Here is a 17,992-nt window from a genome sequence, read left to right as displayed (position 1 = left end):
ATGCTCCCTAAACTGTCGGTTAATTCGGTTGAATGTGAACGCCAGCAATAAAAAAGGAGCCTTAAGCTCCCGGGTGATTAGCGCCTTCATGTTGCACCGCCTTCATTCTTCTCGGCTTCAACCGCCATCTGCTCAAGCCGTCGCGATAACTCGGCAGCCAGCGTCTGGAATTCTTCCTCGGTCGCCACCGGGATCGGCACAAAGCGAATCCCGATGTGCGCCAGGTGGTTGGCGATTTCGAGGCTTTTCCTCAAATCAACTGGTGATGCTCTGTTCATGCTGGTAACCCTTTCACTGCGAGGAAGGTAGCCATCGACTTATCGACCATCTTCGTGTTGTGGTATTTGGAGATCGCCCAGGTGATGGCAAAGAGTATCCAGCGGAAGTGGCTGGTGTAGGTTTTGAACGTCAACCCGTCGCAGACATCCCACGCGCTCCAACTTTCGGGCCAGTCAGCGTTATAAACTGCCTGATATGCTTCCCAGTCATTGCTAAATCCACCGCGGCATAATTCACGGACTACCTCACGAACCTTGGCTTTATCACTGTCTCGAGTATCGTCTTCATCATCCCAGTCTTCGTCTTCCTGCTGGTCCTCTGGAGCATCTTCCAGATACTCGCTCATTGATTCCTTCAGGCTCCGGCAAAAAGCATCATGATCGTACTCTTTCGCCAATAGCTCACATGCTGAATAGCCAGCGCCAGCCTCCAGCTTTTCTGACCAGTAACCGGTGTTAATCCCGTCTTGCCACGGACCGAAAAAGTCGAACATGTCCGCGATACGGGAGAATGTCCAGGTGCCCATGTCGCCGGTGACAGTCAGATATCCCGGCCAGGTGATAATGTCGAAGTAATAACAGGACGTACCGGGCTGCTTCATGCGCAGGTGGCGGTAGAGACCGTCATCACGGATTATTTCAAGTCGGTGAAAGGCGGTATCAAGCAGAAATCGGGTTGATGTATCTATCTGTCGGCGAATCATTGTTCGGCTCCAAGCCGCCCGTTAAGGCGGCCAGTTTTGACGACGAACTCCAGAAGGCTAACTCCCAGAGCTTCAATTTTCTTGTGATGCTTATTGATGATGGGAGGAACCGTTTCGTTCCAGTTAGGCTTTGGCTTCTTGCGCATGGCCTGCTGAATTTCCTCGGTGCAGCGGCGGCAGGCTGCGCGGATGGCGTTTTCATTTGCTGGCGTCATATTTAAACCTCCAAAGCCAGTTGTGGTGTAAACCGATCCCTTTCCTCGTCGTAGTTAAGAGCGCTCGCCGAGTTATAGGCCTCAATGCGTTCTACAAGCACTGCTGTCCGTGTTTCTTTGCTTGCCGGCGCGTATGCTGATTTATCCCACGCTTTATCTATGCCGATGTTGCGCGCCACGTTTGTACTATCAGCTGACGACAGAGGGATGTGACGGAAGATGTCAGCATTCAGCATGCGCAGGCCGTGAAGCTTCGTAATTGGATAGCCGTTTTTATCGACTACATGGCGTATCAGATCGCGCAGTTTTGCCCGGCACGCTCTTGGTCGCTTTGCATCGTATTCACCCATGCTACCGATGCATACGCGAGGAAATTCCCGGCACAGCCTGAAGAAGCGTTCATCGGGTTCGCTCATGTGCCATACCGGCGCGCCGACAACGCTACCGTGCGGCCATTCAGCGATAAGCGCATCGTTCTCTTCACTCGTTCCGCCGATCACGTCAGGAATGACGGCAAACGCAAAGCGGGGATGATTCATCCACCGAGCAACAAACTCGTAGTAGTCATTCCAGTTAACAACGCGCTTTTTCGTCCAGAAGCTGAATGCGCCGTTATCCAGCGCGAAAGACTGGGTGACTTCGCTGGCCAGGGCTAATTGGCCGGGGTTGGCGAAGGAAATGAAAGCGTGCCTGCCTTTCCATGCCTTCAGGGCGCATGTGTCCGGCGTAATCGGTCCGCCGTGAAAATGGATCATGCACCCTCCCGCTCCGGATCGTTAACATCCCAGCCATTGCGCTCAATATTGGTTTGCAGCCGCTTATCTCCTACCTCTTCAATGCAGCGGCCGGTAATCTCAGCGACTTCAGCGTTTGAGTGTCGCCACAGCAGCGCCAGCTCTTCGAGTGACCACGCTTTCATAGCACTGACTCCATTTCGTCGATGTATAGGCCCTGAGCAATCAGTCGGCTACGGCGGGCGGCACGTTCAATGCACTCCTGCCGTCTGCCTTCCTGCGATTGCTCTATGGCGCGCCGGGTGAACAGCCGCGATTTACCCTGCGGCGTTACGACCTTTGGCTTGCTGGCCAGACTAAATGTCCGGTCGCAGATGCCGTCCTCGTTGATCCACTTTTCCGACTCAACGATCTGCGCTATCTGTCCTGAGCCGCGGGTAATGCCGTTGGCGACCCGGTTAAACTCAATGAGCGTTACGCCAAACTTCTCGGCGATTTCGCTGCCCGTTACCGGGCGGCCGCGCGTCTGAATCATCCAGATAACGCGTTCGCGGAGACCTGAGAATTGCCCGGTTCGCCCTGGCCTGCGGTAAAATGGTGTGCGTTTCATGGCTCCACCTACTTGATGATGAGTGAAGGTTTGCCGAGTTTTATTTGCGCGCCAGGTACATCCACGCCAGCTTCGATTTGGTGTTTGATAGCCAATTTGTCTGGCTTGATGCTCGTCTCGTATTCGACGAATTCAGGAGGAAGTGCGCTGGCATCTGTAATCTCTACTGACTTGGAAGGCGCGCGAACCGTTACCTGATGAATGCCTGCCTTCAGTGATTTCTTTCCTGCTGTTTCGAGGGAGGTGGCCACATAATCTTTCATGCTCGACACACGGTTTTCTGCGGCTTTTGCGCGCTCTGCAAGACGCTTGCTTTCTTCTTTCAGCGCCTCGGCATAAGCAGATTCGTTTTTGCAGACAGCAAGGATCTGCTCGACCTTTGCTTCCAGCTCCCACTCAATGCCATCAAGGGTGTCGGCTATCATTTCAGGCTCCATGCCTGAATCAGTCAGCTTTGCGAAATCATTGGCGATCTGGTAAAGAGCTGTCATTGCGTAACCTCTTCGAATTTTGCTTTGCACTTGGCATAGACGGCCTGAACCTCTTGTTGAAGCTGCATTCCGACCGTCATTTTGTAAGCTGCCTGGAAGTGAGTTTTGAGAGCATGCATATTTTTCGCCTGCTTCATGTCCTCACATAGTGAATGGATGGTGTTGATAAGTTCCTGTTTTGCGTTTTCTTCCGACTGGATGATTTCGCTTTCAGGGGTGTAGGGCATAACTGGGTCCGTGTATATGCCTTCGCTCTCGTTGAGCACATCGACGGCATTATCCAGACGGTCAGCACGCGGCCAGTATTTATATGCTCTTTTGACGATCGTCTTCCTGGCCATCTCAGACCAGAAGTTGACCCATGGGCCTTTTGGTGATGTTCCCGCTTTGCTCACTTTCCTGATTTCTTCTATCTCAGCGAGACTCATCTCTTCAGTGAGATAGTCGCCATCAGCGGTTTTAACAGTGCAGTAGCCACCGATAACGGCGCCGCGATCGTCAGGTGTAGCAAATGGGTTGTATTTGTGAGCTGGCGCCTTATCGAGACCCAGCGTCTCGTAGTCGTCGCCAGCATGAACGAGCTTGCACTGGCCCCACTTGATGACGCCAGCCGACTGGGCAATGTGCAGAAGGCCCATGTAGCTGATATCGAGGCAGACCATACCGTCGCGCGGAACCAGATAAGCCAGTTTGCTGGCAGGGTTCAGGCTTATGCCGACCGCTGCAACGTTGATGATCGCGTTCTGGGCGCTGGTGGGGTTGGAAATCGCCGTTTCTGCCAATTTTTGATTGCGCTGGAATAACTGTATAGCGAACTGGCATTCCTTTGCCCAAGTCAGAGACTGGTCGGTAAGGGCGCCGACAAACAGCGGCTCCTGCTCCTTTACGAACTGAATCAGATCGAAGCTCATAATCACTCCTTAAAACGGGCAGCCGGTACGGTGTTCCCAGTCGTATTCCGCCTGGGCGTAAGCAACTGCCGAAATGAAATCGTTGTAGGCTTCGCCAGCTATATCGCTGCGAAGTCCTTCGTATGGGCTGGAGTCAATCGGGACCGAGAAGTGGAAGAGGCCGGACGGCTCTTTTGGCATCATGTCGATGATTTGCTGTGCCCGGTCGTCGATCCACTTCTCTTTCTCGTCGTCGAGCTGCTGCTTAACCCAGCGCCGATCTTCGATGCGGTCGTCAGTGAGATATGCGTTCATGGCTGAACTCCTGAAATTTGGATGTGCAGATCCCGCCCGCAAAAAGCCAGGCCGATCGGTTGAATAGGGTGGTTAATATCAATGAACCATCGGCTCGCCGCGCTCATTCAGCAGCACAACGACGGAATCACTTTTGATGATGGTTTTTTCGAAGATGTTGAAGGCGTACAGGCCTTTCTCAACGTTCGCAGAGGCGCGATAAGTTTTGCCGTGGTGTTGCAGCATTGTGCCCGGTAAAACCTCGCTACGTGGCACTGATGCGGTGCCGTAGTGCATTCCGATCATACCTTCACCTCAACCTGTGCCAGGAGGCCAGCCAGCTTCATGTGCCAGCGGTTGAGCGTCAGCTTTTCACGCGGGTTCGATACCGACGTCAGCTGCCACTCGTTATCGTTGAGCTTTTTGGCGGTGTACTGCTTGCCGTTGTGGGTGACTGTCATGATGCCTCCCGCTTTTCTTTGATGTCTGCGCGGAGGTGAATCTCGTCGCCATTCGGCAGTGGTATAACGATGATGTCATCGCGAGCAACCATCAGGTGTGCTACAGCGAAAATAGCCTCGTCTGTCACATCAAACTTCTCGCCAGTAAACTGACGAACACCGGGCGCCAATTTGCCTGGCTTTGACCGACCCGCGAAAATTCGCTTCGTCAGACCTGAAAAACCTACTGTGATTGGGTTGCTCATAAATCCTCTTGGCCTTATCGCGGCGAACGGAACGGTTAATACAAGACTTCAACGCATTTATTCAGTGTTTCAAAGGGCGGTGGATGGCCGCCGGTTGTCATAACTCACGCTCACTCGTTGGAATGAGCTGAGGTATGGCCGATAAAAAACCCGCCGGAGCGGGTTAGTTCGTATTCAATGAAAGAGCCGATGTTCGCGGCCAGTAGTATTTTGGTTTCGCTCTCGACCCAGGCTTTGGGCCAACGCAGACGATGTAACTTTCTTCTTTTCGCGGCAGCGTTGATGCATCGAGTTCATTGCGGAACCGGGAATGCAGAATGCTTTTCCCTGCCGGAATTACCTCAACCACAGTGCCAATCTTTACCTTCTCAGCGCCACCTGCCTGGCTAGACCAAATAACCTCGTCATCTTCCTTGAAGCGCTTAACCTGCTTTAATCCCATTGCCTTACCCTCTGTCGTTACCCGCTGATGCGGGAGAAATGCTTTGGTGCTGGCTCCCCACAATGAAGCAGGGAAGGCCGTCGTCGCCTTGGTGAGCCATTACCTCACCAACTAGCTGATAACCGTCTGCCAGCCCAAAACACTCACCAAAAACCCCGACATCGCCGGGGTTTCCGAAAGCATTTGTGGTACCGATTATTTGTGAGTGATATAGCTTTGCCGTCGCATAAAAGCTCCTTTGTTGCGTGGGTTGATTCAGCACAGCCCACTCAGCTTCGAATAGACTGGAATAAATCTTTTTATTCGCTTTGCCATAATTGCCGCTCTTCCTGAGCCCGCCTATGGTCCGACGCATGGTTTACTGTCGCGCCGTTCGACTGACCGAATCTCAACTTCGCCGCTGGCTAACTTCGCTCAGCTGTCGATGTTTCGTTTCGATGAGTTAACAATACTAGCGGTATTAATATATAGCAATACCGCTAGTATTAATAAATCTTTGATTAATACTAAGAGTATGAATTTGATGTGATTTTATTTTTGTAAATACCAGTGCTACGCTTAAAAAAACAGCAGGAGGGATGTGCATGGTTCTGGATGAAGAGCGTATAAGCATGAAAATTCAGGCGATGGGGCGGGCGGTCATGGAGTTGTCACTGGCTGATTTACCCATGACCCAGCAAAACATCATCGACAAGCTGAAGCAGTACCGGAAGGAAACAGGAAACGTGATAGGGAAGGGCGTGAACAGGGATGCGGCTGAGATAGTGCGGAAAGGGCAATAAAAAAGCCCGCACGGGCGGGCAGGTAGTGTTGCGATAGTTATTGTTATCAGCTTCAGACTGGATAGTTATCGGCAGAATGGGGGATAGCTTTATGGGTGGGCAATAAAAAAACCGGCGCGGTGGCCGGGTGCTGGTTATTTTGCTTTTTGTGCATCAGACGCGTCAATCAACTCTTCAATAGTTAACTTAGGTTTGAAACGGTCTAAAGTTGCCATGAATTGATCTTTTGCGCCATCTGGAGTTACCCGTAATAACATCGTGAGCTCCCCAAGGTGCCGGGTTAAATCATTATATCCCGCGTTACCGGTAAGCCACTGGTGCATTTTCCCGCCTCGCTTCTTCTTCAAGTCCTGCAATTGAGAGCGGACCCCTGGCGCAAGCCTGTCGTACACAATATCTCTAATAACGTGAGCAAAAACGGGTGGATATGCCCCGGGCTTTTCTGGCATCGCGTAACCCCAAACTCTGCATAATTCCTCAAAGAAGTCGAGCTGGAAAGTCTTTAGCCATGGGCGCATTTCTTTTGATACAAATTTTTCAAGAATTGCTGCCAGCGCATCCCTCTTTCGATCTCGCTGGTACCCGGTGACTTCATCAATCAGCGCAACAATGCCCACGCGCGCGAACCCACGCATTAAAATTTCAGCTTGTGCAGCGATGTGCTGCTGCTGTGACTGAAGCTTATTTTCTTTTCTAGCAGCCAAAATCGCATCGCAAATATCCGCTAAAATAGTAGCTGGATATGCCATGCCGACAACGTTGCTTGAAGGATATTTGAATTTTATTGGGTTTTGGAGCTGATGAACTAACTCATTGTTAATATAGGGTAATATTCTTTCGCTAGTAACCATATTAACGAGTCGCGCTGACGCGCTTGAGGGGTGAAATCCCAACCCAACCCCAGCGCCGCCTGCTGTGATTACTCGCGTTTTATCTGCGTCATCTAATACGTAGCATTCTAATTTAACCCCCCCAATTTCCAGCGGCGTATCAGGGGAGCCATAAAAAACCTCAGGCAGAGATGCCAACTCCCTCCTTACAGCTGTGGCTTTCTGGGATGCAGCTTTTCGTTCTTCAGGGGTTCTTTTTTCTGCAAGGGCCTTCCCGCCTTTCGCTTTTCCGGTTGGCTCGTTTCCATCATGGCTTTCTATCATATTAGTCATTTTATTTGCTCGCGTTGTGAATGTTCGAGCATTTAACCATATGCGCGTTATAACGCGCAAATTAAATTTTTGCGAGAAAAAAAGGCCGAATTTGTGCGACCTCTTATATTTGATTGATGCCTACCAGCTATGCGCCGACCAGAACATCTTGCCGATCAGACCAGCCGCATCTTCGTCTCTACTGCAACACCGATAATTCGACAGTTACCATTCACCGCTACCAATGGCCACTGTGGATTTAAACCCTTCAGGTACTTCTGCGCACCGTCGATCACTAACTTCTTAAATGTTGCCTCGTTCGAATCGGATAGCTTTGCTATTACTAGGCTGCCGTTGATCGCCTCGCGCCCAGTATCGAAGAGGACAAAGGTTCCTTCTGGGATGCTAAGGCCCGCCGGTGCTGTCATTGAGTCACCATCTACCTGTAGCCAGAATGCCTCACCTTGAATGTGAGCATCTGATTCAAGCCAAAGGTCTATATCCTTTAGGGTGTACGGCTCAACCGCTTCACACCAGGCGCCCGCCTGAACTTTGCTAATCACCGGATATTTTGAGCCAGGTGAATAATGCCCTGCGAAAGAAGTATTTTCCGACGCCACCGAGCTCATATCAGAGATATCCTTCGCAAGTGACGGGCTGAAATCAGAGACACTAACCCCAAGAAGCCTGGCAAAGACCGATGCTACCGCTGTATTTAAGGCATTCCTTCCATTGAGGTAATGGCCGACGGCACCCTGAGAAATGTCCAGCGCGTCCGCAATGGATTGCTGAGTAATACCCAGTTCTTTTTTCTTCGCTTCGTAAAGGGCTTTTAAACGCTGTGAATCAGCCACTTGAGCGGGGGTGAGAATCTTTTTCTTTTCCATTATCAGATATTAATACCAAAGCTCATATTTTAAAAATACCGCAAGTATTGATTTGTGTAATACTTCTGGTATTGTTTGGTTATGCACTCAATGGAGCAACCACATGAAAATTTCTTTAGCTGAGTTTGTTGGCGAGGTAGGTCAGGCCAAAGCAGCTGATGCCATCGGCGTTCACCAAACGGCAATTAGTAAAGCGATCAGGGTTGGTCGTCAGATTTTTATCAACAAGCTTCCTACTGGCGAGGTGAAGGCGGTCGAATACCGCGATTTTCCTCATAGCAAGAAGCAGGAACATCAGGAATAGCACATGCAATCACTTACTTATCAACACAATACCGGATTACACCCGGGAGCGATGATAAACCGCGCTCAAGCTAAAGCGGCGCCAGACCACGAAAAGATCCGCGATGCGGTCCGGGCATGGTCGTCGGCGCTGGACAATCAGGACGTCGTTTCGGCGCTGATCATTAACGAATACCGGGAGCAGGGCGGTACCGCCATCAGCTTTCCGGAAGACATCAGCCGGGCGCGCCAGAAACTGTTTCGCTTCCTGGATAATCGCTTCGACTCCGAGCAGTACCGCGAGAACGTGCGCCAGCTGACGCCCGCAATCATGGCCGTGCTGCCTGTTGAGTATCGCACTCGCCTTATCGGTGCCGATTGCAAAATGTCTCGTCTGGCTGAAGCCGAGAAAGAACTCGCTGAGGCTAAACAGGCCGTGCTGCTGGACGCTCCAGAGCATCAGAAGCTGAAAGAGGTAAGCGAGGGTATAGCGTCGCTGTTCCGCCTCATGCCGGAGCAGGTAGGCCCTCTGATGACGATGGTTACGTCGATGCTGGGGGTTATGTGAGAACTACAAAAATGGCGAAAGCCGGTCTGCGCGAACAGAACCGACTTTCAGGTGCAAATGCAGATAACAAGTGCGAGGTCATTATGACAAATGCTAATCCAAAACGCCAGGCGCAGGAGGTTTAACTGTGTCGAACGTCGCTTACGCAAATTTCGCGGCGCACTCAGCCGCAAGGAGCAACAGGATGGAGAACCAGAAATCTGGTTACGTCCCGTTGTACCGGAGCATCAAGAAGAAGTCCTGGGCTAAGGATGTTTTCCTGCGCGCGCTGTGGGAGAACCTGCTCATTGACGCAGCCAGACAGCCATACACGGCATTCTTCAAGGGCAAGCAATGGCCTCTGCAACCCGGTCAACTGGTCGTCACTGCTGCGGATCTAGGCCTTCAGTTGTGTGACCGCCAGGGCAACCCGACAAGCCGCGACGCAGTGGAGAGAATGCTGTCTGTTTTCGTCCGCGAAGGGATGATTTCCATCGAAGGAGAGAAGCGAAAAGGCAGGGTGATCACCATCACGAACTACGTCGAATATGCTCAAAAAATGGACGATTTACCCGCACATAAAGCCGCACATACAGGCGCACATGATGAAGCCAGTAACGGCGCGGGTTCAGATGGGTATACCGCACATAAGGCCGCACAATTCCCCGCACATCATGAACAAGAAGGTAATAACAAGAATATAAATAACTTATCGTCCGAGAATTCTGACGAATCCTCTGACGCACGTCTCAAGAAATTTTTATCAGCTCATCCAGAAGCTGCGATTTACACACCATCCGGTGCTAAGTGGGGATCGGCTGAAGACCTCAAAACTGCCCAGTGGATTTCCACCAGGGTGAAGCTGATTAACCCAACCTGCAAAGCCCCGGACATGACCTCCTGGTCTAACACCGTTCGCCTGATGCGCCAGATAGACAACAGGTCGCACCAGGACATCTGCGCGCTGTACGACTGGGCAAGCAAACACCACTTCTGGCAGACCAACATCCTGAGCCCGGAAAGCCTGCGTAAGCAGTGGGACAAGCTGACGATGCAGCGCAACGCCGGAAGTGAACAGCGTGCCGCCAAGCCGGATCTGGACTTCAACAACACTGACTGGGCTTATGAGGTGATTCGATGAAATCTCTTGCAGAGCAGATGCGTAACCACGACCGCGAGCAGATGAGCCGCATGGCCCATAACCTGCCAGAGCAGTATCAGGAACGCGCACCGGTCGAGCAGGTGGCTCAAGTGTTTAACGGGCTGTTCAACCAACTGCGTGCCGCGTTCCCGGCCAGCATGGCGAACTTCCGCACCCAGGACGACCTGAACGAATTCCGCCGTCAGTGGCTGCTGGCGTTTCAGGAGAACGGGATCCACTCAATGGCTCAGGTTGATGCTGGTATGCGCATTGCCCGCCGCCAGGAGCGCCCATTCCTGCCGTCGCCGGGCCAGTTCGTCGCCTGGTGCAAACAGAGTGGCGGGGTGCTGGGCATCACCGTTGACCAGGTGATCGCCGAGTACTGGGACTGGCGTAAACGTTCGTTCGAATTCACCTCCAGCGAACAATTCCCCTGGTCGCAGCCGGTCATGTACCACATCTGCGTCGAGTTGCGCCACCGCAGCACTGAACGCCAGTTAACGCATGGTGAACTGGCACGCGAGGCGGGCGATCTGCTGGACATGTGGGAGAAGCGCGTCACCGAGGGTAAGCCAGTGCCGCCGGTACGCCGGGCAATTGCAGCACCGGCTGCCGAGCATGGTCCGACGCCGATCCAGCTGCTGCTGGCGAAGTACAACCGCAACAAGTCGAACGGGATGGTGTGACATGACCATAACAATCCGTGAGCAGGTGCTGGCAGCCCTGCGTAATAACCCGGGCCTGAACAGCGTCAAACTGGCAGGACTTATCGGTATGGACACCAAAAAGATATCCGGGACGGTGAGCACGTTGCTGGCCGACGGCCTGATCAGCTGTGAAGGAAAATACGGCCAGCGCCTGTACAGCCTTACCAGTTACGGCAAGCGCTACGCCCCTGACACGATACCGGGCATAAAGCAGGGTAAGTCGAAGTTAATTCAGCGGACGGACACAAACGTGATCTGCCAGGAGTGCCGCAACAGTCCGGCGATGAGAAGGGTTTTGATGGTTTGTGGGAGGGTAGGGGTATGAGCGAATGGAGTGATTATCGCTGGATGGTTAGGACCATGGCGAAGGATAACGGTGTAACGCTCATCAGCATCGCCAGGCACTGCGGCGTATCGCACAGGAAGCTCAATCAAATTCTGCAAGCCGGGCCATCCAAAGAACAGCAAGAGCTCATAGCCGAAGCTCTGGGGTGCGCAGGGTGTGACCTTGCGGAAATCCACAGGCAAATGGGCGAGTTATCAGACAAGTACGGGAGGGCAGGGGTATGAAAATTTACATCGCAGGACCAATGACGGGTTACGAAAACTACAACCGTCCGATGTTTAACGCAGTAGCACAGCAGATGTTATCAGGTGGTCATGTGGTATTAAATCCGGCCGCGCTCCCGGATGGTTTATCTCAGCGTGAGTATATGGACATCTGCCTGGCGATGCTTCGCTGCGCCGACGCCATTCACATGCTGCATGGGTGGCAAGCTTCTGAGGGGGCCGTCGCTGAGCATGCCATGGCTAAAAAGCTGGGAATTAAAATTTCTTACCAATTTGAAGGAGCTGCCCAATGAGCAACATCGACAAACTTATGGAAAAGCTGAAATCGGCTGCGCTAAAGCTTAACTGCGAGCAATGGCAAACACGCAATGGCTTTAGCGGCGTTGAGGTGGTTGTTAAAGGCAGTGTGGCAAAGGGGCATGGTTGTGTGAGTTATCAGCCGGTCGCTTCTGAACTGGTTGATACCAAAACGGCAAAGGCAATCGCTTTATTTTGTCCAGCCAACATTTTGGCGCTGCTGGATGAGCTGGAAGCCGCAGAGAAGCGGATTGCTGAGCTGGAGGCGCGTGTGGTTGTACTCCCACAGCGCTATAGCATGCTGCATCGCGTAGATTTCGATGAGCCGTATCACACTGAAATGGTTTACAAGCAGCATCAGGTGCTTGAGGCACTGCACGATGCTGGAGTCAATATCGCCGCAGCCGCTAAAGGAGAAGCATCATGAGCGAACTTACCAAAGAATGGCTCCAGAAGACAATCGCGGAGCTTGAAGAAGAGCGCGATGCTGTGCCCGGCGTTGTAAACGAAGACGCGGCAATGGCGCTGGCGACAATGAAGTTAGCGCTGGCATCGCTAGAAGCGGAGCATGCGGGGTTCATTGTGAAACATAAGGTAACAGGCAAGTTTGGTAGCTGGCTGCACTCAAAGGCGGATTGGTTCCGGAGTGATGAGTACGAAGTCCTGAGCGCTTACATCGCCCCGCCAGCGCCGGTATCTGTGCCTGATGCTATTCATTCTCAAGGCGAAAAGTCAGCCTCTGATGATTACTACGCGCTCGGCTGGAACGCCTGCCGCGCCGCCATGCTTCAGGGTGCCGAACAACCACAAAACCAACAACAAAATATTCCGGAAAATATTCCTACGCTGCGCGATGGGATTGCAGCCATTCGCAACTCCGGCATAGCAATCGACGCCGATAAAATCTTTGCGGAGCGTGATGCTCTCAACGCTCCAGACTGCTGGTGCCGAACCTGCCGACCAATAACTATGACTGACATGCGCTTCGTCGTCTGTCCTGAATGCGGCAACAAACGCTGCCCGCACGCCAATGACCACAGTAATGCATGCACCGGTAGCAACGAACCATGGCAGGAAGGTAGCGCGTACACAGCGGCACCGCAGCAGGAGGTGAAGTGATGGAAATCATCCAGGGTAGATGCATCTGCGGTGAGCCAATCAGCATCGAGTTAAACGCCGATCCAAAGTCATGCGGCCGCACCGACAGGAAGAGACCGTTTTATCCGGATGAGAACGTAGAGCCTGAGGTGATAGGTCAGTTTGTTTATTCGCAGGATGGTGTAACTGTTTTTCGATGCAGGAAGTGCTCCGGTTGGATTGCTGATACCGTTCCCGAAGCTGCGCTAGAGGTGCCGGATGCCTAACCCATTCGACGCAGCAAGGCTGTAAAAAAAAATAGCAAACTATTTTAACCCATTGATATATACACATGTTTTACAATTTTACTGCTTCATTTCCTCTTGCTTGGTGGTACATTCATTTGGCGATGTAAGACCAACAGGAGGCGTTATGAGTATCGATCAACTTTGCATGAAACAAGAGTGTTGGGCATTGGAGATGCTTGGTAGGGTTGGCGCTTTAACGCAGTGCCCCCATCATGAGGGCGCTTATGTTGATGAAGGCGTAGATGAGGCTAACATCTATAAATACGCAGCTGGAGCTTATAAAAAAAGCAATGGTGGTCATCCATTTGAAAATTTTAAAGAGATGACTGATGCCGTTAAAGGCGCATACGAAGAGCACGGTGGAAATGATGTTTGCCCGCTGTGCTTTAAACGCGTGGACGACTAACTCATTGGCCTCTCCGGAGGCCTTTCTCTTACGTTGATTTTGTTGAATCAACCGTCCATAATCATGTCATCGGAGCCTGAACAACTCCGGTGACTTCTGCGCATTTAAGGGGACTTAAATGCGACCACAATCTGAACTCCTCACCTTGTCACAGATGCAGAAATGCACCTGCGATTTTCTGCATTCTGCGGTTTCCGTTAGGGAGGCCGTATGACTCTTCCAGTAGACGGTATCAAACTCCATCGCGGCAACTTCGCGGCCATAGGCCAGCAGATTCAGCCATTACTGGATGCCGGGCAATGTTTCCGCCTGCAAGTCAAACCATGGCGCGAGAAACGCAGCCTGTCGCAGAACGCGCTAAGCCACATGTGGTACACGGAAATCAGCGAGTACCTCATCGCCCGCGGCAAGACCTTCGCTACGCCTGAGTGGGTCAAAGACGCGATGAAGCACACCTATCTCGGTTACGAAAGCAAAGACCGGGTGGATGTCGTGTCCGGAGAGGTCACGACCGTGCAGTCACTCCGCCATACGTCAGAGCTGGAAACCGGCGAGATGTACATTTTCCTGTGCAAAGTCGAAGCCTGGGCGATGAACATCGGCTGCCACCTGACCATTCCGCAGAGCAGCGAGTACCAGCAGCTGCGCGATAAGCAGGAGGCATGATGTCTACTCCACTTTCTCGCGTCATCACAAACGAAATCTTCCGCGTTCCGGCGCGCCGCCAGCCTAAGCCCGCGGTTAAGCCGTCCGACATCCCGACTATGAAAGACTACACCGCCCGCCTGGTGGATCAGAAATGGCTGCGTCTCGCGGCGAGGAGAACGCATGGCTAATTTATGCAAAGCGGCACGCGGTCGCGAATGCCAGGTACGCATCCCGGGCGTATGCAACGGAAATCCTGAGACATCTGTACTGGCTCATATCCGCCTGGCGGGGCTGTGCGGAACCGGAATCAAGCCGCCTGACCTGATCGCCACCATTGCATGCAGCAGTTGCCACGACGAGATTGATCGCCGCACCCGCCTGGTCGATGCGGAATATGCAAAGGAGTGCGCGCTTGAAGGAATGGCCCGCACGCAGGTTATCTGGCTGAAAGAGGGGCTCGTAAAAGCATGAATGAATATCGCATCAGTCTCCCATGGCCGCCGAGCAACAACCGCTACTACCGGCATAACCGCGGGCGCACGCATATCAGCGCAGAAGGGCAGGCGTACCGCGACAGCGTCGCCAGAATCATCAAAGACTCAATGCTGGATATCGGCCTGACCACGCCCGTGAAAATACGTATCGAGTGCCACATGCCGGATCGCCGCCGCCGGGACCTGGACAATCTGCAAAAGGCCGCATTCGATGCCTTGACGAAATCCGGTTTCTGGCTCGATGACCAGCAGGTTGATTACTACAGCGTGAAGAGAATGCCGATCGTCAAAGGCGGCAGGCTTGAACTGACCATCACCGAACTGGAGGCCGCATGAACCATACCGACTTCCTCCGGTACCAGGCAGAAAGCGTTAAGCGCGCCAGCATGCCGCCAGTAGCAAAGCACGGCCAGACCAAAACCAACCAGCCACAGAAGGAAGCCGCATGAACAGTCAGCAACTGGAATACGTACGTCAGCAGCTCATTGTGGCGACCGCAGATCTGAGCGGAGCGACGAAAGGGCAGCTGGTAGCTTTCGCCGAGAACGCGCAATTCACCGCGACGGCGCGCAGCCGGGGCCGGAAGAAAATCACCGACCCGATCACCGGCCGGAAGGTCAACCCGGACGGACCACCGATGAGTGGCAGCCAGTCACGCGCTAAGGGTTCATCTATCGCGCTGGTAGGTCCGGTTGAGTTCGTGACCGCATCATGGCGCCGCGCTGTCCTGTCGCTGGAGGATCACCAGAAAGCTTGGCTGCTGTGGAACTACAGCGAGAATATCCGTTTCGAATACCAGGTGGCGATTACCCAATGGGCCTGGGCAGTGTTCCGGGAACAGCTCGGCGCGAAGAAGATGGCCGGCAAGACGATGGAGCGCCTGAAGAAGCTTATCTGGCTGGCGGCGCAGGACGTCAAAGCGGAGCTGGCGGGCAAGGATGTGTATCAGCATCAGGACCTGGCGGCGCTGTGCGGCGTTAAACCTGATAACTGGTGCCATAACTATGCCGACTACTGGCGGGCCATGTGCTCTATCTTTAAGCGGCTTGATGGCGATTCTCTTCTCTGCACTGTGAGAACACGATCACAACAAAAGGCGACTTTTTCGCAGCAGGGTATTGCAAAAGTCAATTAAATGAGCCATATTTGAGTCTACTTTGATATGCTGCCTAAATTACATCGGCGGCATGAAGATGATAGTCCCTATCCAGTTTGTAAAATGAGCCTCGGCATACCGCCGGGGCTTTTTCATTTCAGGGTCAGAAGCACAGCGGTTGTGCGTTCGGCTGTTAACCGAATGGTCGAAGGTTCGAATCCTTCCTGTCCCGCCAAATTCGCCGGTCTAGTTCAGTGGCAGAACGGCAGCCTTGTAAGCTGCGCGTCAGAGGTTCGATTCCTTTGCCCGGCACCAAAACCCACTACCTGGGACCCTTCGGCCAGATAGCCGACATTGCCTTACCCTCACATTGCCAGCCTGTCGCTGGCTTTTTTATTTTCAGGTCCCGGGAAACATCCTCGACACGCCTACTTGTTAAATCGTCCCGAGGGCCTGACCTAATCAACCAGCACCAAGCAGGTGCGAACATGAAGAAAACCACTATGCAAGACAGACCAGATACCTGGGCGGTGATGCTTGCGTGGCTTGTAAACCACAAAAACGAAGCTGGCTATTCGGTACTGGCTTTTGTCATGTCGATACTCGCTACCTCGCGCGGCGCGAAATCAAAGTGGAAAGACCGGATCGCCGGCGCAACGATGTGCGGGATCCTTTGCTTCTTCGCTCAGCCGACACTCACGGCTATATGGGCAATCTTCAACTGGAATTTCCCCCCTGAGCTTTGCTGGCCGATCTCGGCTGGCGTCGGGTATGTGGGGGTGGATTCGCTTTTTGCCTATGCGCGCCGTCGCCTTGGCCTGAATGAACCGGGAGACAAAGCAAATGCTGATCCTCAGTAAATTCCAGCAAGCAACCGGCACCAGTGCGGCACTGGCCGGGAAGTGGTTTCCTGTCGTGCTGGCAGCAATGCAGAAGTACGACATAAGCACACCGTTGAGGCAGGCGCACTTCCTCGCACAGGTGGGGCATGAATCATCTGGCTTCGTTCATGTGGAAGAGAGCCTGAATTACCGATACGGCGCGTTGCTGGCGATGTTCGGCAATCGCATCAGCCAGGCGGACGCCTTTAAATATGGCCGCGTTGACTCGGGCCAGAATGCTCACCCGGCCGACCAGAAAATGATTGGCAGCATCATCTACGCCAACCGGAACGGTAACGGCGATCGCAACAGCGGTGATGGATATCGTTACCGCGGGCGCGGTCTGATTCAGGTGACGGGGAAAGCGAATTACGCCGCGCTGGTGAATCAGCTTGGCGTTGATATCGTAAATGGCCCAGAACTACTTACTCAGCCTAAATATGCTGCTGAATCCGCAGCTGCCTGGTGGAGCAATCACGGACTTAACGCTATCGCTGACTCAGATGATGTTAGCCGCATCACCAGAATCATCAACGGTGGTACCAACGGACTGGAGGACAGGAAAGCCCGCTTGACTAAAGCTAAGGGGGTTTTATGTTCGGGTTAATCAGTTTATTCCGCATTTTCAAAAATAATGCGCACATTCTCATTCCTTGCGCGTTCATCATCCTTGTCGCTATCTGCCTGTGGGGGCTAAATGCCCGCAATCATCAGTTAACGGCGACGAACGACAGGCTGACACAGCTTAACGACAGCAAGGATGTGCAGATCAACGACCTGAGGGCTAAAAATGACGATCTGGCGGGGAGCGTTAAAGAACTTGCTGGCGCCGTTAACAGGCAAAACGTGGTCATGTCCGAGGTCGCAGAGCAAAGGGCAGAATCGGCCAAGCAGAACCGAATGCTCCAGAGCGAGATCAAGCGCTACCTGGCGGCAGATAAGTGCGCTGCTGCTCCTGTTCCTGATGCCGCTGTTGAGCGGTTGCGCGCAGCAGCAGAAGCCGCCCGTGGAATACCGGGTGATAAAGCAGCCGGCCCTGAACCTTCCGGCGGATCTGACGTCGCGAATTGATGTGCCTGATCTGCCAGACAATCCCTCATACGGTGACAGTGTTTCGATGAACGCGACACTTTACGGGATCGTCGGTCAGTGCAACATCGACCGGGCAGCAATTCGCAAAATTGAGAAAGGTCGAAATGATGAAAACCAACCAGTGCAGTGAAGGTTTCGACAACCCATCCAATTTCCGCGAGGAATGGGATAAGCAGACCCAGGGGAAATAGAGCCTCATCCCTGAGGTTCTGACACAGTCTCTCCTCTGGACTTTAACCGTAGCAAATTCTCACAGCCTCGCATCCGCGGG

General features: G+C 52.9%; 35 protein-coding genes and 2 tRNA genes. 22 read left to right on the top strand and 15 right to left on the bottom strand.

Annotated features, from left to right (window positions below):
• Window positions 1–86: 86 nt before the first annotated feature.
• The 13 genes from ACOTXD_RS14225 to ACOTXD_RS14165 form a co-directional block, all read right to left on the bottom strand.
• The gene (locus ACOTXD_RS14225; protein WP_063158906.1) at window positions 87–278 is read right to left on the bottom strand and encodes a DUF1382 family protein; all 192 of its coding nucleotides are present in this window, start codon (window positions 276–278) and stop codon (window positions 87–89) included.
• On the bottom strand, window positions 275–982 hold the full coding sequence (locus ACOTXD_RS14220) for a hypothetical protein (RefSeq protein ID WP_063158905.1): 708 nt from the start codon (window positions 980–982) through the stop codon (window positions 275–277). Before ACOTXD_RS14220 ends, ACOTXD_RS14225 begins: the two co-directional genes overlap by 4 nt.
• Window positions 979–1,197 (bottom strand): hypothetical protein, encoded by a 219-nt coding sequence (locus tag ACOTXD_RS14215; RefSeq protein WP_421766449.1) that lies wholly within the window; start codon window positions 1,195–1,197, stop codon window positions 979–981. Before ACOTXD_RS14215 ends, ACOTXD_RS14220 begins: the two co-directional genes overlap by 4 nt.
• Before the next feature lie 2 nt (window positions 1,198–1,199).
• On the bottom strand, window positions 1,200–1,952 hold the full coding sequence (locus ACOTXD_RS14210) for a hypothetical protein (protein ID WP_126502146.1): 753 nt from the start codon (window positions 1,950–1,952) through the stop codon (window positions 1,200–1,202).
• A complete protein-coding gene (locus ACOTXD_RS14205) occupies window positions 1,949–2,116 on the bottom strand; it encodes a hypothetical protein (RefSeq protein ID WP_164552435.1) in 168 nt (55 codons plus the stop codon). The genes ACOTXD_RS14210 and ACOTXD_RS14205 overlap by 4 nt, the downstream gene beginning before the upstream one ends.
• Window positions 2,113–2,541 carry a regulator gene (locus ACOTXD_RS14200; protein WP_110875527.1) on the bottom strand — a complete coding sequence of 143 codons (429 nt, stop codon included), beginning with the start codon at window positions 2,539–2,541 and terminating at the stop codon, window positions 2,113–2,115. The genes ACOTXD_RS14205 and ACOTXD_RS14200 overlap by 4 nt, the downstream gene beginning before the upstream one ends.
• Window positions 2,542–2,549: 8 nt before the next feature.
• Window positions 2,550–3,032 carry a siphovirus Gp157 family protein gene (locus ACOTXD_RS14195; protein WP_032105028.1) on the bottom strand — a complete coding sequence of 161 codons (483 nt, stop codon included), beginning with the start codon at window positions 3,030–3,032 and terminating at the stop codon, window positions 2,550–2,552.
• Window positions 3,029–3,943 carry a recombinase RecT gene (locus tag ACOTXD_RS14190; protein ID WP_042889506.1) on the bottom strand — a complete coding sequence of 305 codons (915 nt, stop codon included), beginning with the start codon at window positions 3,941–3,943 and terminating at the stop codon, window positions 3,029–3,031. Before ACOTXD_RS14190 ends, ACOTXD_RS14195 begins: the two co-directional genes overlap by 4 nt.
• Window positions 3,944–3,952: 9 nt before the next feature.
• Window positions 3,953–4,237: a host nuclease inhibitor GamL gene (gene gamL / locus ACOTXD_RS14185; protein WP_219356297.1), complete on the bottom strand. Its 285-nt coding sequence runs from the start codon at window positions 4,235–4,237 to the stop codon at window positions 3,953–3,955.
• A 78-nt stretch (window positions 4,238–4,315) separates the two neighbouring features.
• The gene (locus ACOTXD_RS14180) at window positions 4,316–4,522 is read right to left on the bottom strand and encodes a cell division protein FtsZ (protein ID WP_001752704.1); all 207 of its coding nucleotides are present in this window, start codon (window positions 4,520–4,522) and stop codon (window positions 4,316–4,318) included.
• A complete protein-coding gene (locus ACOTXD_RS14175) occupies window positions 4,519–4,677 on the bottom strand; it encodes a hypothetical protein (RefSeq protein WP_421766448.1) in 159 nt (52 codons plus the stop codon). Before ACOTXD_RS14175 ends, ACOTXD_RS14180 begins: the two co-directional genes overlap by 4 nt.
• Window positions 4,674–4,922 (bottom strand): DUF7446 family protein, encoded by a 249-nt coding sequence (locus ACOTXD_RS14170; protein WP_032936036.1) that lies wholly within the window; start codon window positions 4,920–4,922, stop codon window positions 4,674–4,676. The genes ACOTXD_RS14175 and ACOTXD_RS14170 overlap by 4 nt, the downstream gene beginning before the upstream one ends.
• Window positions 4,923–5,085: 163 nt before the next feature.
• The gene (locus ACOTXD_RS14165) at window positions 5,086–5,364 is read right to left on the bottom strand and encodes a hypothetical protein (protein WP_058655845.1); all 279 of its coding nucleotides are present in this window, start codon (window positions 5,362–5,364) and stop codon (window positions 5,086–5,088) included.
• Window positions 5,365–5,948: 584 nt separating this feature from the next.
• On the opposite strand from ACOTXD_RS14165, the gene ACOTXD_RS14160 reads away from it, so the two are divergent.
• Entirely contained in the window at window positions 5,949–6,146 is a 198-nt protein-coding gene (locus ACOTXD_RS14160) for a hypothetical protein (protein ID WP_026080591.1), read from the top strand.
• 134 nt (window positions 6,147–6,280) lie between these two features.
• Here ACOTXD_RS14160 and ACOTXD_RS14155 read toward each other — a convergent pair whose 3' ends face one another.
• Complete coding sequence (locus ACOTXD_RS14155) at window positions 6,281–7,309, bottom strand: P63C domain-containing protein (RefSeq protein ID WP_049111696.1); 1,029 nt, start codon at window positions 7,307–7,309, stop codon at window positions 6,281–6,283.
• A 155-nt stretch (window positions 7,310–7,464) separates the two neighbouring features.
• Window positions 7,465–8,175: a LexA family protein gene (locus ACOTXD_RS14150; RefSeq protein ID WP_017383045.1), complete on the bottom strand. Its 711-nt coding sequence runs from the start codon at window positions 8,173–8,175 to the stop codon at window positions 7,465–7,467.
• A gap of 103 nt (window positions 8,176–8,278) precedes the next feature.
• Here ACOTXD_RS14150 and ACOTXD_RS14145 point away from each other — a divergent pair, with 103 nt between their 5' ends.
• The 21 genes from ACOTXD_RS14145 (at window position 8,279) to lysC (ending at window position 17,851) form a co-directional block, all read left to right on the top strand.
• The gene (locus tag ACOTXD_RS14145) at window positions 8,279–8,479 is read left to right on the top strand and encodes a Cro/CI family transcriptional regulator (protein WP_017383044.1); all 201 of its coding nucleotides are present in this window, start codon (window positions 8,279–8,281) and stop codon (window positions 8,477–8,479) included.
• 3 nt (window positions 8,480–8,482) lie between these two features.
• On the top strand, window positions 8,483–9,025 hold the full coding sequence (locus ACOTXD_RS14140) for a toxin YdaT family protein (RefSeq protein ID WP_032666797.1): 543 nt from the start codon (window positions 8,483–8,485) through the stop codon (window positions 9,023–9,025).
• A 184-nt stretch (window positions 9,026–9,209) separates the two neighbouring features.
• Window positions 9,210–10,145, top strand: a complete 936-nt coding sequence (locus ACOTXD_RS14135) for a replication protein (protein WP_063159763.1) — start codon at window positions 9,210–9,212, stop codon at window positions 10,143–10,145.
• A complete protein-coding gene (locus ACOTXD_RS14130) occupies window positions 10,142–10,831 on the top strand; it encodes a replication protein P (RefSeq protein WP_421766447.1) in 690 nt (229 codons plus the stop codon). Before ACOTXD_RS14135 ends, ACOTXD_RS14130 begins: the two co-directional genes overlap by 4 nt.
• 1 nt (window position 10,832) lies before the next feature.
• Window positions 10,833–11,177 (top strand): hypothetical protein, encoded by a 345-nt coding sequence (locus ACOTXD_RS14125; protein WP_063436875.1) that lies wholly within the window; start codon window positions 10,833–10,835, stop codon window positions 11,175–11,177.
• 241 nt (window positions 11,178–11,418) lie between these two features.
• Window positions 11,419–11,715 (top strand): DUF4406 domain-containing protein, encoded by a 297-nt coding sequence (locus tag ACOTXD_RS14120; RefSeq protein WP_421766446.1) that lies wholly within the window; start codon window positions 11,419–11,421, stop codon window positions 11,713–11,715.
• Complete coding sequence (locus ACOTXD_RS14115) at window positions 11,712–12,146, top strand: ead/Ea22-like family protein (protein ID WP_421766445.1); 435 nt, start codon at window positions 11,712–11,714, stop codon at window positions 12,144–12,146. Before ACOTXD_RS14120 ends, ACOTXD_RS14115 begins: the two co-directional genes overlap by 4 nt.
• Window positions 12,143–12,838: a hypothetical protein gene (locus ACOTXD_RS14110; protein WP_421766444.1), complete on the top strand. Its 696-nt coding sequence runs from the start codon at window positions 12,143–12,145 to the stop codon at window positions 12,836–12,838. Before ACOTXD_RS14115 ends, ACOTXD_RS14110 begins: the two co-directional genes overlap by 4 nt.
• Window positions 12,835–13,083, top strand: a complete 249-nt coding sequence (locus ACOTXD_RS14105) for a hypothetical protein (RefSeq protein ID WP_421766443.1) — start codon at window positions 12,835–12,837, stop codon at window positions 13,081–13,083. The genes ACOTXD_RS14110 and ACOTXD_RS14105 overlap by 4 nt, the downstream gene beginning before the upstream one ends.
• 145 nt (window positions 13,084–13,228) lie before the next feature.
• Window positions 13,229–13,510 carry a hypothetical protein gene (locus ACOTXD_RS14100; protein ID WP_023330682.1) on the top strand — a complete coding sequence of 94 codons (282 nt, stop codon included), beginning with the start codon at window positions 13,229–13,231 and terminating at the stop codon, window positions 13,508–13,510.
• Window positions 13,511–13,720: 210 nt separating this feature from the next.
• A complete protein-coding gene (locus ACOTXD_RS14095; protein WP_061856552.1) occupies window positions 13,721–14,176 on the top strand; it encodes a YbcN family protein in 456 nt (151 codons plus the stop codon).
• Window positions 14,176–14,346, top strand: coding sequence for a NinE family protein (locus tag ACOTXD_RS14090; RefSeq protein ID WP_032680710.1), 171 nt, complete (start codon window positions 14,176–14,178; stop codon window positions 14,344–14,346). Before ACOTXD_RS14095 ends, ACOTXD_RS14090 begins: the two co-directional genes overlap by 1 nt.
• On the top strand, window positions 14,339–14,629 hold the full coding sequence (locus ACOTXD_RS14085) for a DUF1364 domain-containing protein (RefSeq protein ID WP_015964709.1): 291 nt from the start codon (window positions 14,339–14,341) through the stop codon (window positions 14,627–14,629). Before ACOTXD_RS14090 ends, ACOTXD_RS14085 begins: the two co-directional genes overlap by 8 nt.
• Window positions 14,626–14,988, top strand: coding sequence for a crossover junction endodeoxyribonuclease RusA (rusA, locus tag ACOTXD_RS14080; RefSeq protein WP_061856551.1), 363 nt, complete (start codon window positions 14,626–14,628; stop codon window positions 14,986–14,988). The genes ACOTXD_RS14085 and rusA overlap by 4 nt, the downstream gene beginning before the upstream one ends.
• 109 nt (window positions 14,989–15,097) lie before the next feature.
• Complete coding sequence (locus ACOTXD_RS14075) at window positions 15,098–15,787, top strand: bacteriophage antitermination protein Q (protein ID WP_421766442.1); 690 nt, start codon at window positions 15,098–15,100, stop codon at window positions 15,785–15,787.
• A 121-nt stretch (window positions 15,788–15,908) separates the two neighbouring features.
• Window positions 15,909–15,983 (top strand) — tRNA-Asn (locus ACOTXD_RS14070).
• A gap of 5 nt (window positions 15,984–15,988) precedes the next feature.
• Window positions 15,989–16,063, top strand: a tRNA-Thr gene (locus tag ACOTXD_RS14065).
• Window positions 16,064–16,236: 173 nt separating this feature from the next.
• Window positions 16,237–16,608, top strand: a complete 372-nt coding sequence (locus tag ACOTXD_RS14060) for a phage holin family protein (protein ID WP_048961198.1) — start codon at window positions 16,237–16,239, stop codon at window positions 16,606–16,608.
• Entirely contained in the window at window positions 16,592–17,236 is a 645-nt protein-coding gene (locus ACOTXD_RS14055) for a glycoside hydrolase family 19 protein (RefSeq protein WP_421766441.1), read from the top strand. The genes ACOTXD_RS14060 and ACOTXD_RS14055 overlap by 17 nt, the downstream gene beginning before the upstream one ends.
• Window positions 17,224–17,700 (top strand): hypothetical protein, encoded by a 477-nt coding sequence (locus tag ACOTXD_RS14050; protein WP_047740643.1) that lies wholly within the window; start codon window positions 17,224–17,226, stop codon window positions 17,698–17,700. The genes ACOTXD_RS14055 and ACOTXD_RS14050 overlap by 13 nt, the downstream gene beginning before the upstream one ends.
• Window positions 17,594–17,851, top strand: a complete 258-nt coding sequence (gene lysC, locus ACOTXD_RS14045) for an Rz1-like lysis system protein LysC (protein ID WP_419096157.1) — start codon at window positions 17,594–17,596, stop codon at window positions 17,849–17,851. Before ACOTXD_RS14050 ends, lysC begins: the two co-directional genes overlap by 107 nt.
• The last annotated feature ends 141 nt before the right edge of the window (window positions 17,852–17,992 follow it).

Source organism: Enterobacter cloacae complex sp. CDL013 (assembly GCF_049238805.1).
In the GTDB taxonomy this organism is placed as follows: Bacteria; Pseudomonadota; Gammaproteobacteria; order Enterobacterales; family Enterobacteriaceae; genus Enterobacter; species Enterobacter hormaechei_C.
Note: the sequence above shows the minus strand (reverse complement) of the source record. Positions and strands in the feature narration are given on the sequence as shown.

Coding starts and splice junctions, on each gene's coding strand:
- ACOTXD_RS14050 (WP_047740643.1), top strand. CDS start 17,224: ATGTTCGGGTTAATCAGTTTATTCCGCATTTTCAAAAATAATGCGCAC.
- ACOTXD_RS14165 (WP_058655845.1), bottom strand. CDS start 5,364: ATGGGATTAAAGCAGGTTAAGCGCTTCAAGGAAGATGACGAGGTTATT.
- ACOTXD_RS14085 (WP_015964709.1), top strand. CDS start 14,339: ATGGCTAATTTATGCAAAGCGGCACGCGGTCGCGAATGCCAGGTACGC.
- ACOTXD_RS14160 (WP_026080591.1), top strand. CDS start 5,949: ATGGTTCTGGATGAAGAGCGTATAAGCATGAAAATTCAGGCGATGGGG.
- ACOTXD_RS14175 (WP_421766448.1), bottom strand. CDS start 4,677: ATGACAGTCACCCACAACGGCAAGCAGTACACCGCCAAAAAGCTCAAC.
- ACOTXD_RS14155 (WP_049111696.1), bottom strand. CDS start 7,309: ATGACTAATATGATAGAAAGCCATGATGGAAACGAGCCAACCGGAAAA.
- ACOTXD_RS14145 (WP_017383044.1), top strand. CDS start 8,279: ATGAAAATTTCTTTAGCTGAGTTTGTTGGCGAGGTAGGTCAGGCCAAA.
- rusA (WP_061856551.1), top strand. CDS start 14,626: ATGAATGAATATCGCATCAGTCTCCCATGGCCGCCGAGCAACAACCGC.
- ACOTXD_RS14110 (WP_421766444.1), top strand. CDS start 12,143: ATGAGCGAACTTACCAAAGAATGGCTCCAGAAGACAATCGCGGAGCTT.
- ACOTXD_RS14170 (WP_032936036.1), bottom strand. CDS start 4,922: ATGAGCAACCCAATCACAGTAGGTTTTTCAGGTCTGACGAAGCGAATT.
- ACOTXD_RS14200 (WP_110875527.1), bottom strand. CDS start 2,541: ATGAAACGCACACCATTTTACCGCAGGCCAGGGCGAACCGGGCAATTC.
- ACOTXD_RS14215 (WP_421766449.1), bottom strand. CDS start 1,197: ATGACGCCAGCAAATGAAAACGCCATCCGCGCAGCCTGCCGCCGCTGC.
- ACOTXD_RS14190 (WP_042889506.1), bottom strand. CDS start 3,943: ATGAGCTTCGATCTGATTCAGTTCGTAAAGGAGCAGGAGCCGCTGTTT.
- ACOTXD_RS14100 (WP_023330682.1), top strand. CDS start 13,229: ATGAGTATCGATCAACTTTGCATGAAACAAGAGTGTTGGGCATTGGAG.
- ACOTXD_RS14120 (WP_421766446.1), top strand. CDS start 11,419: ATGAAAATTTACATCGCAGGACCAATGACGGGTTACGAAAACTACAAC.
- ACOTXD_RS14060 (WP_048961198.1), top strand. CDS start 16,237: ATGAAGAAAACCACTATGCAAGACAGACCAGATACCTGGGCGGTGATG.
- lysC (WP_419096157.1), top strand. CDS start 17,594: ATGCCGCTGTTGAGCGGTTGCGCGCAGCAGCAGAAGCCGCCCGTGGAA.
- ACOTXD_RS14095 (WP_061856552.1), top strand. CDS start 13,721: ATGACTCTTCCAGTAGACGGTATCAAACTCCATCGCGGCAACTTCGCG.
- ACOTXD_RS14205 (WP_164552435.1), bottom strand. CDS start 2,116: ATGAAAGCGTGGTCACTCGAAGAGCTGGCGCTGCTGTGGCGACACTCA.
- ACOTXD_RS14135 (WP_063159763.1), top strand. CDS start 9,210: ATGGAGAACCAGAAATCTGGTTACGTCCCGTTGTACCGGAGCATCAAG.
- ACOTXD_RS14130 (WP_421766447.1), top strand. CDS start 10,142: ATGAAATCTCTTGCAGAGCAGATGCGTAACCACGACCGCGAGCAGATG.
- ACOTXD_RS14140 (WP_032666797.1), top strand. CDS start 8,483: ATGCAATCACTTACTTATCAACACAATACCGGATTACACCCGGGAGCG.
- gamL (WP_219356297.1), bottom strand. CDS start 4,237: ATGAACGCATATCTCACTGACGACCGCATCGAAGATCGGCGCTGGGTT.
- ACOTXD_RS14180 (WP_001752704.1), bottom strand. CDS start 4,522: ATGATCGGAATGCACTACGGCACCGCATCAGTGCCACGTAGCGAGGTT.
- ACOTXD_RS14210 (WP_126502146.1), bottom strand. CDS start 1,952: ATGATCCATTTTCACGGCGGACCGATTACGCCGGACACATGCGCCCTG.
- ACOTXD_RS14195 (WP_032105028.1), bottom strand. CDS start 3,032: ATGACAGCTCTTTACCAGATCGCCAATGATTTCGCAAAGCTGACTGAT.
- ACOTXD_RS14055 (WP_421766441.1), top strand. CDS start 16,592: ATGCTGATCCTCAGTAAATTCCAGCAAGCAACCGGCACCAGTGCGGCA.
- ACOTXD_RS14150 (WP_017383045.1), bottom strand. CDS start 8,175: ATGGAAAAGAAAAAGATTCTCACCCCCGCTCAAGTGGCTGATTCACAG.
- ACOTXD_RS14125 (WP_063436875.1), top strand. CDS start 10,833: ATGACCATAACAATCCGTGAGCAGGTGCTGGCAGCCCTGCGTAATAAC.
- ACOTXD_RS14115 (WP_421766445.1), top strand. CDS start 11,712: ATGAGCAACATCGACAAACTTATGGAAAAGCTGAAATCGGCTGCGCTA.
- ACOTXD_RS14220 (WP_063158905.1), bottom strand. CDS start 982: ATGATTCGCCGACAGATAGATACATCAACCCGATTTCTGCTTGATACC.
- ACOTXD_RS14090 (WP_032680710.1), top strand. CDS start 14,176: ATGTCTACTCCACTTTCTCGCGTCATCACAAACGAAATCTTCCGCGTT.
- ACOTXD_RS14075 (WP_421766442.1), top strand. CDS start 15,098: ATGAACAGTCAGCAACTGGAATACGTACGTCAGCAGCTCATTGTGGCG.
- ACOTXD_RS14225 (WP_063158906.1), bottom strand. CDS start 278: ATGAACAGAGCATCACCAGTTGATTTGAGGAAAAGCCTCGAAATCGCC.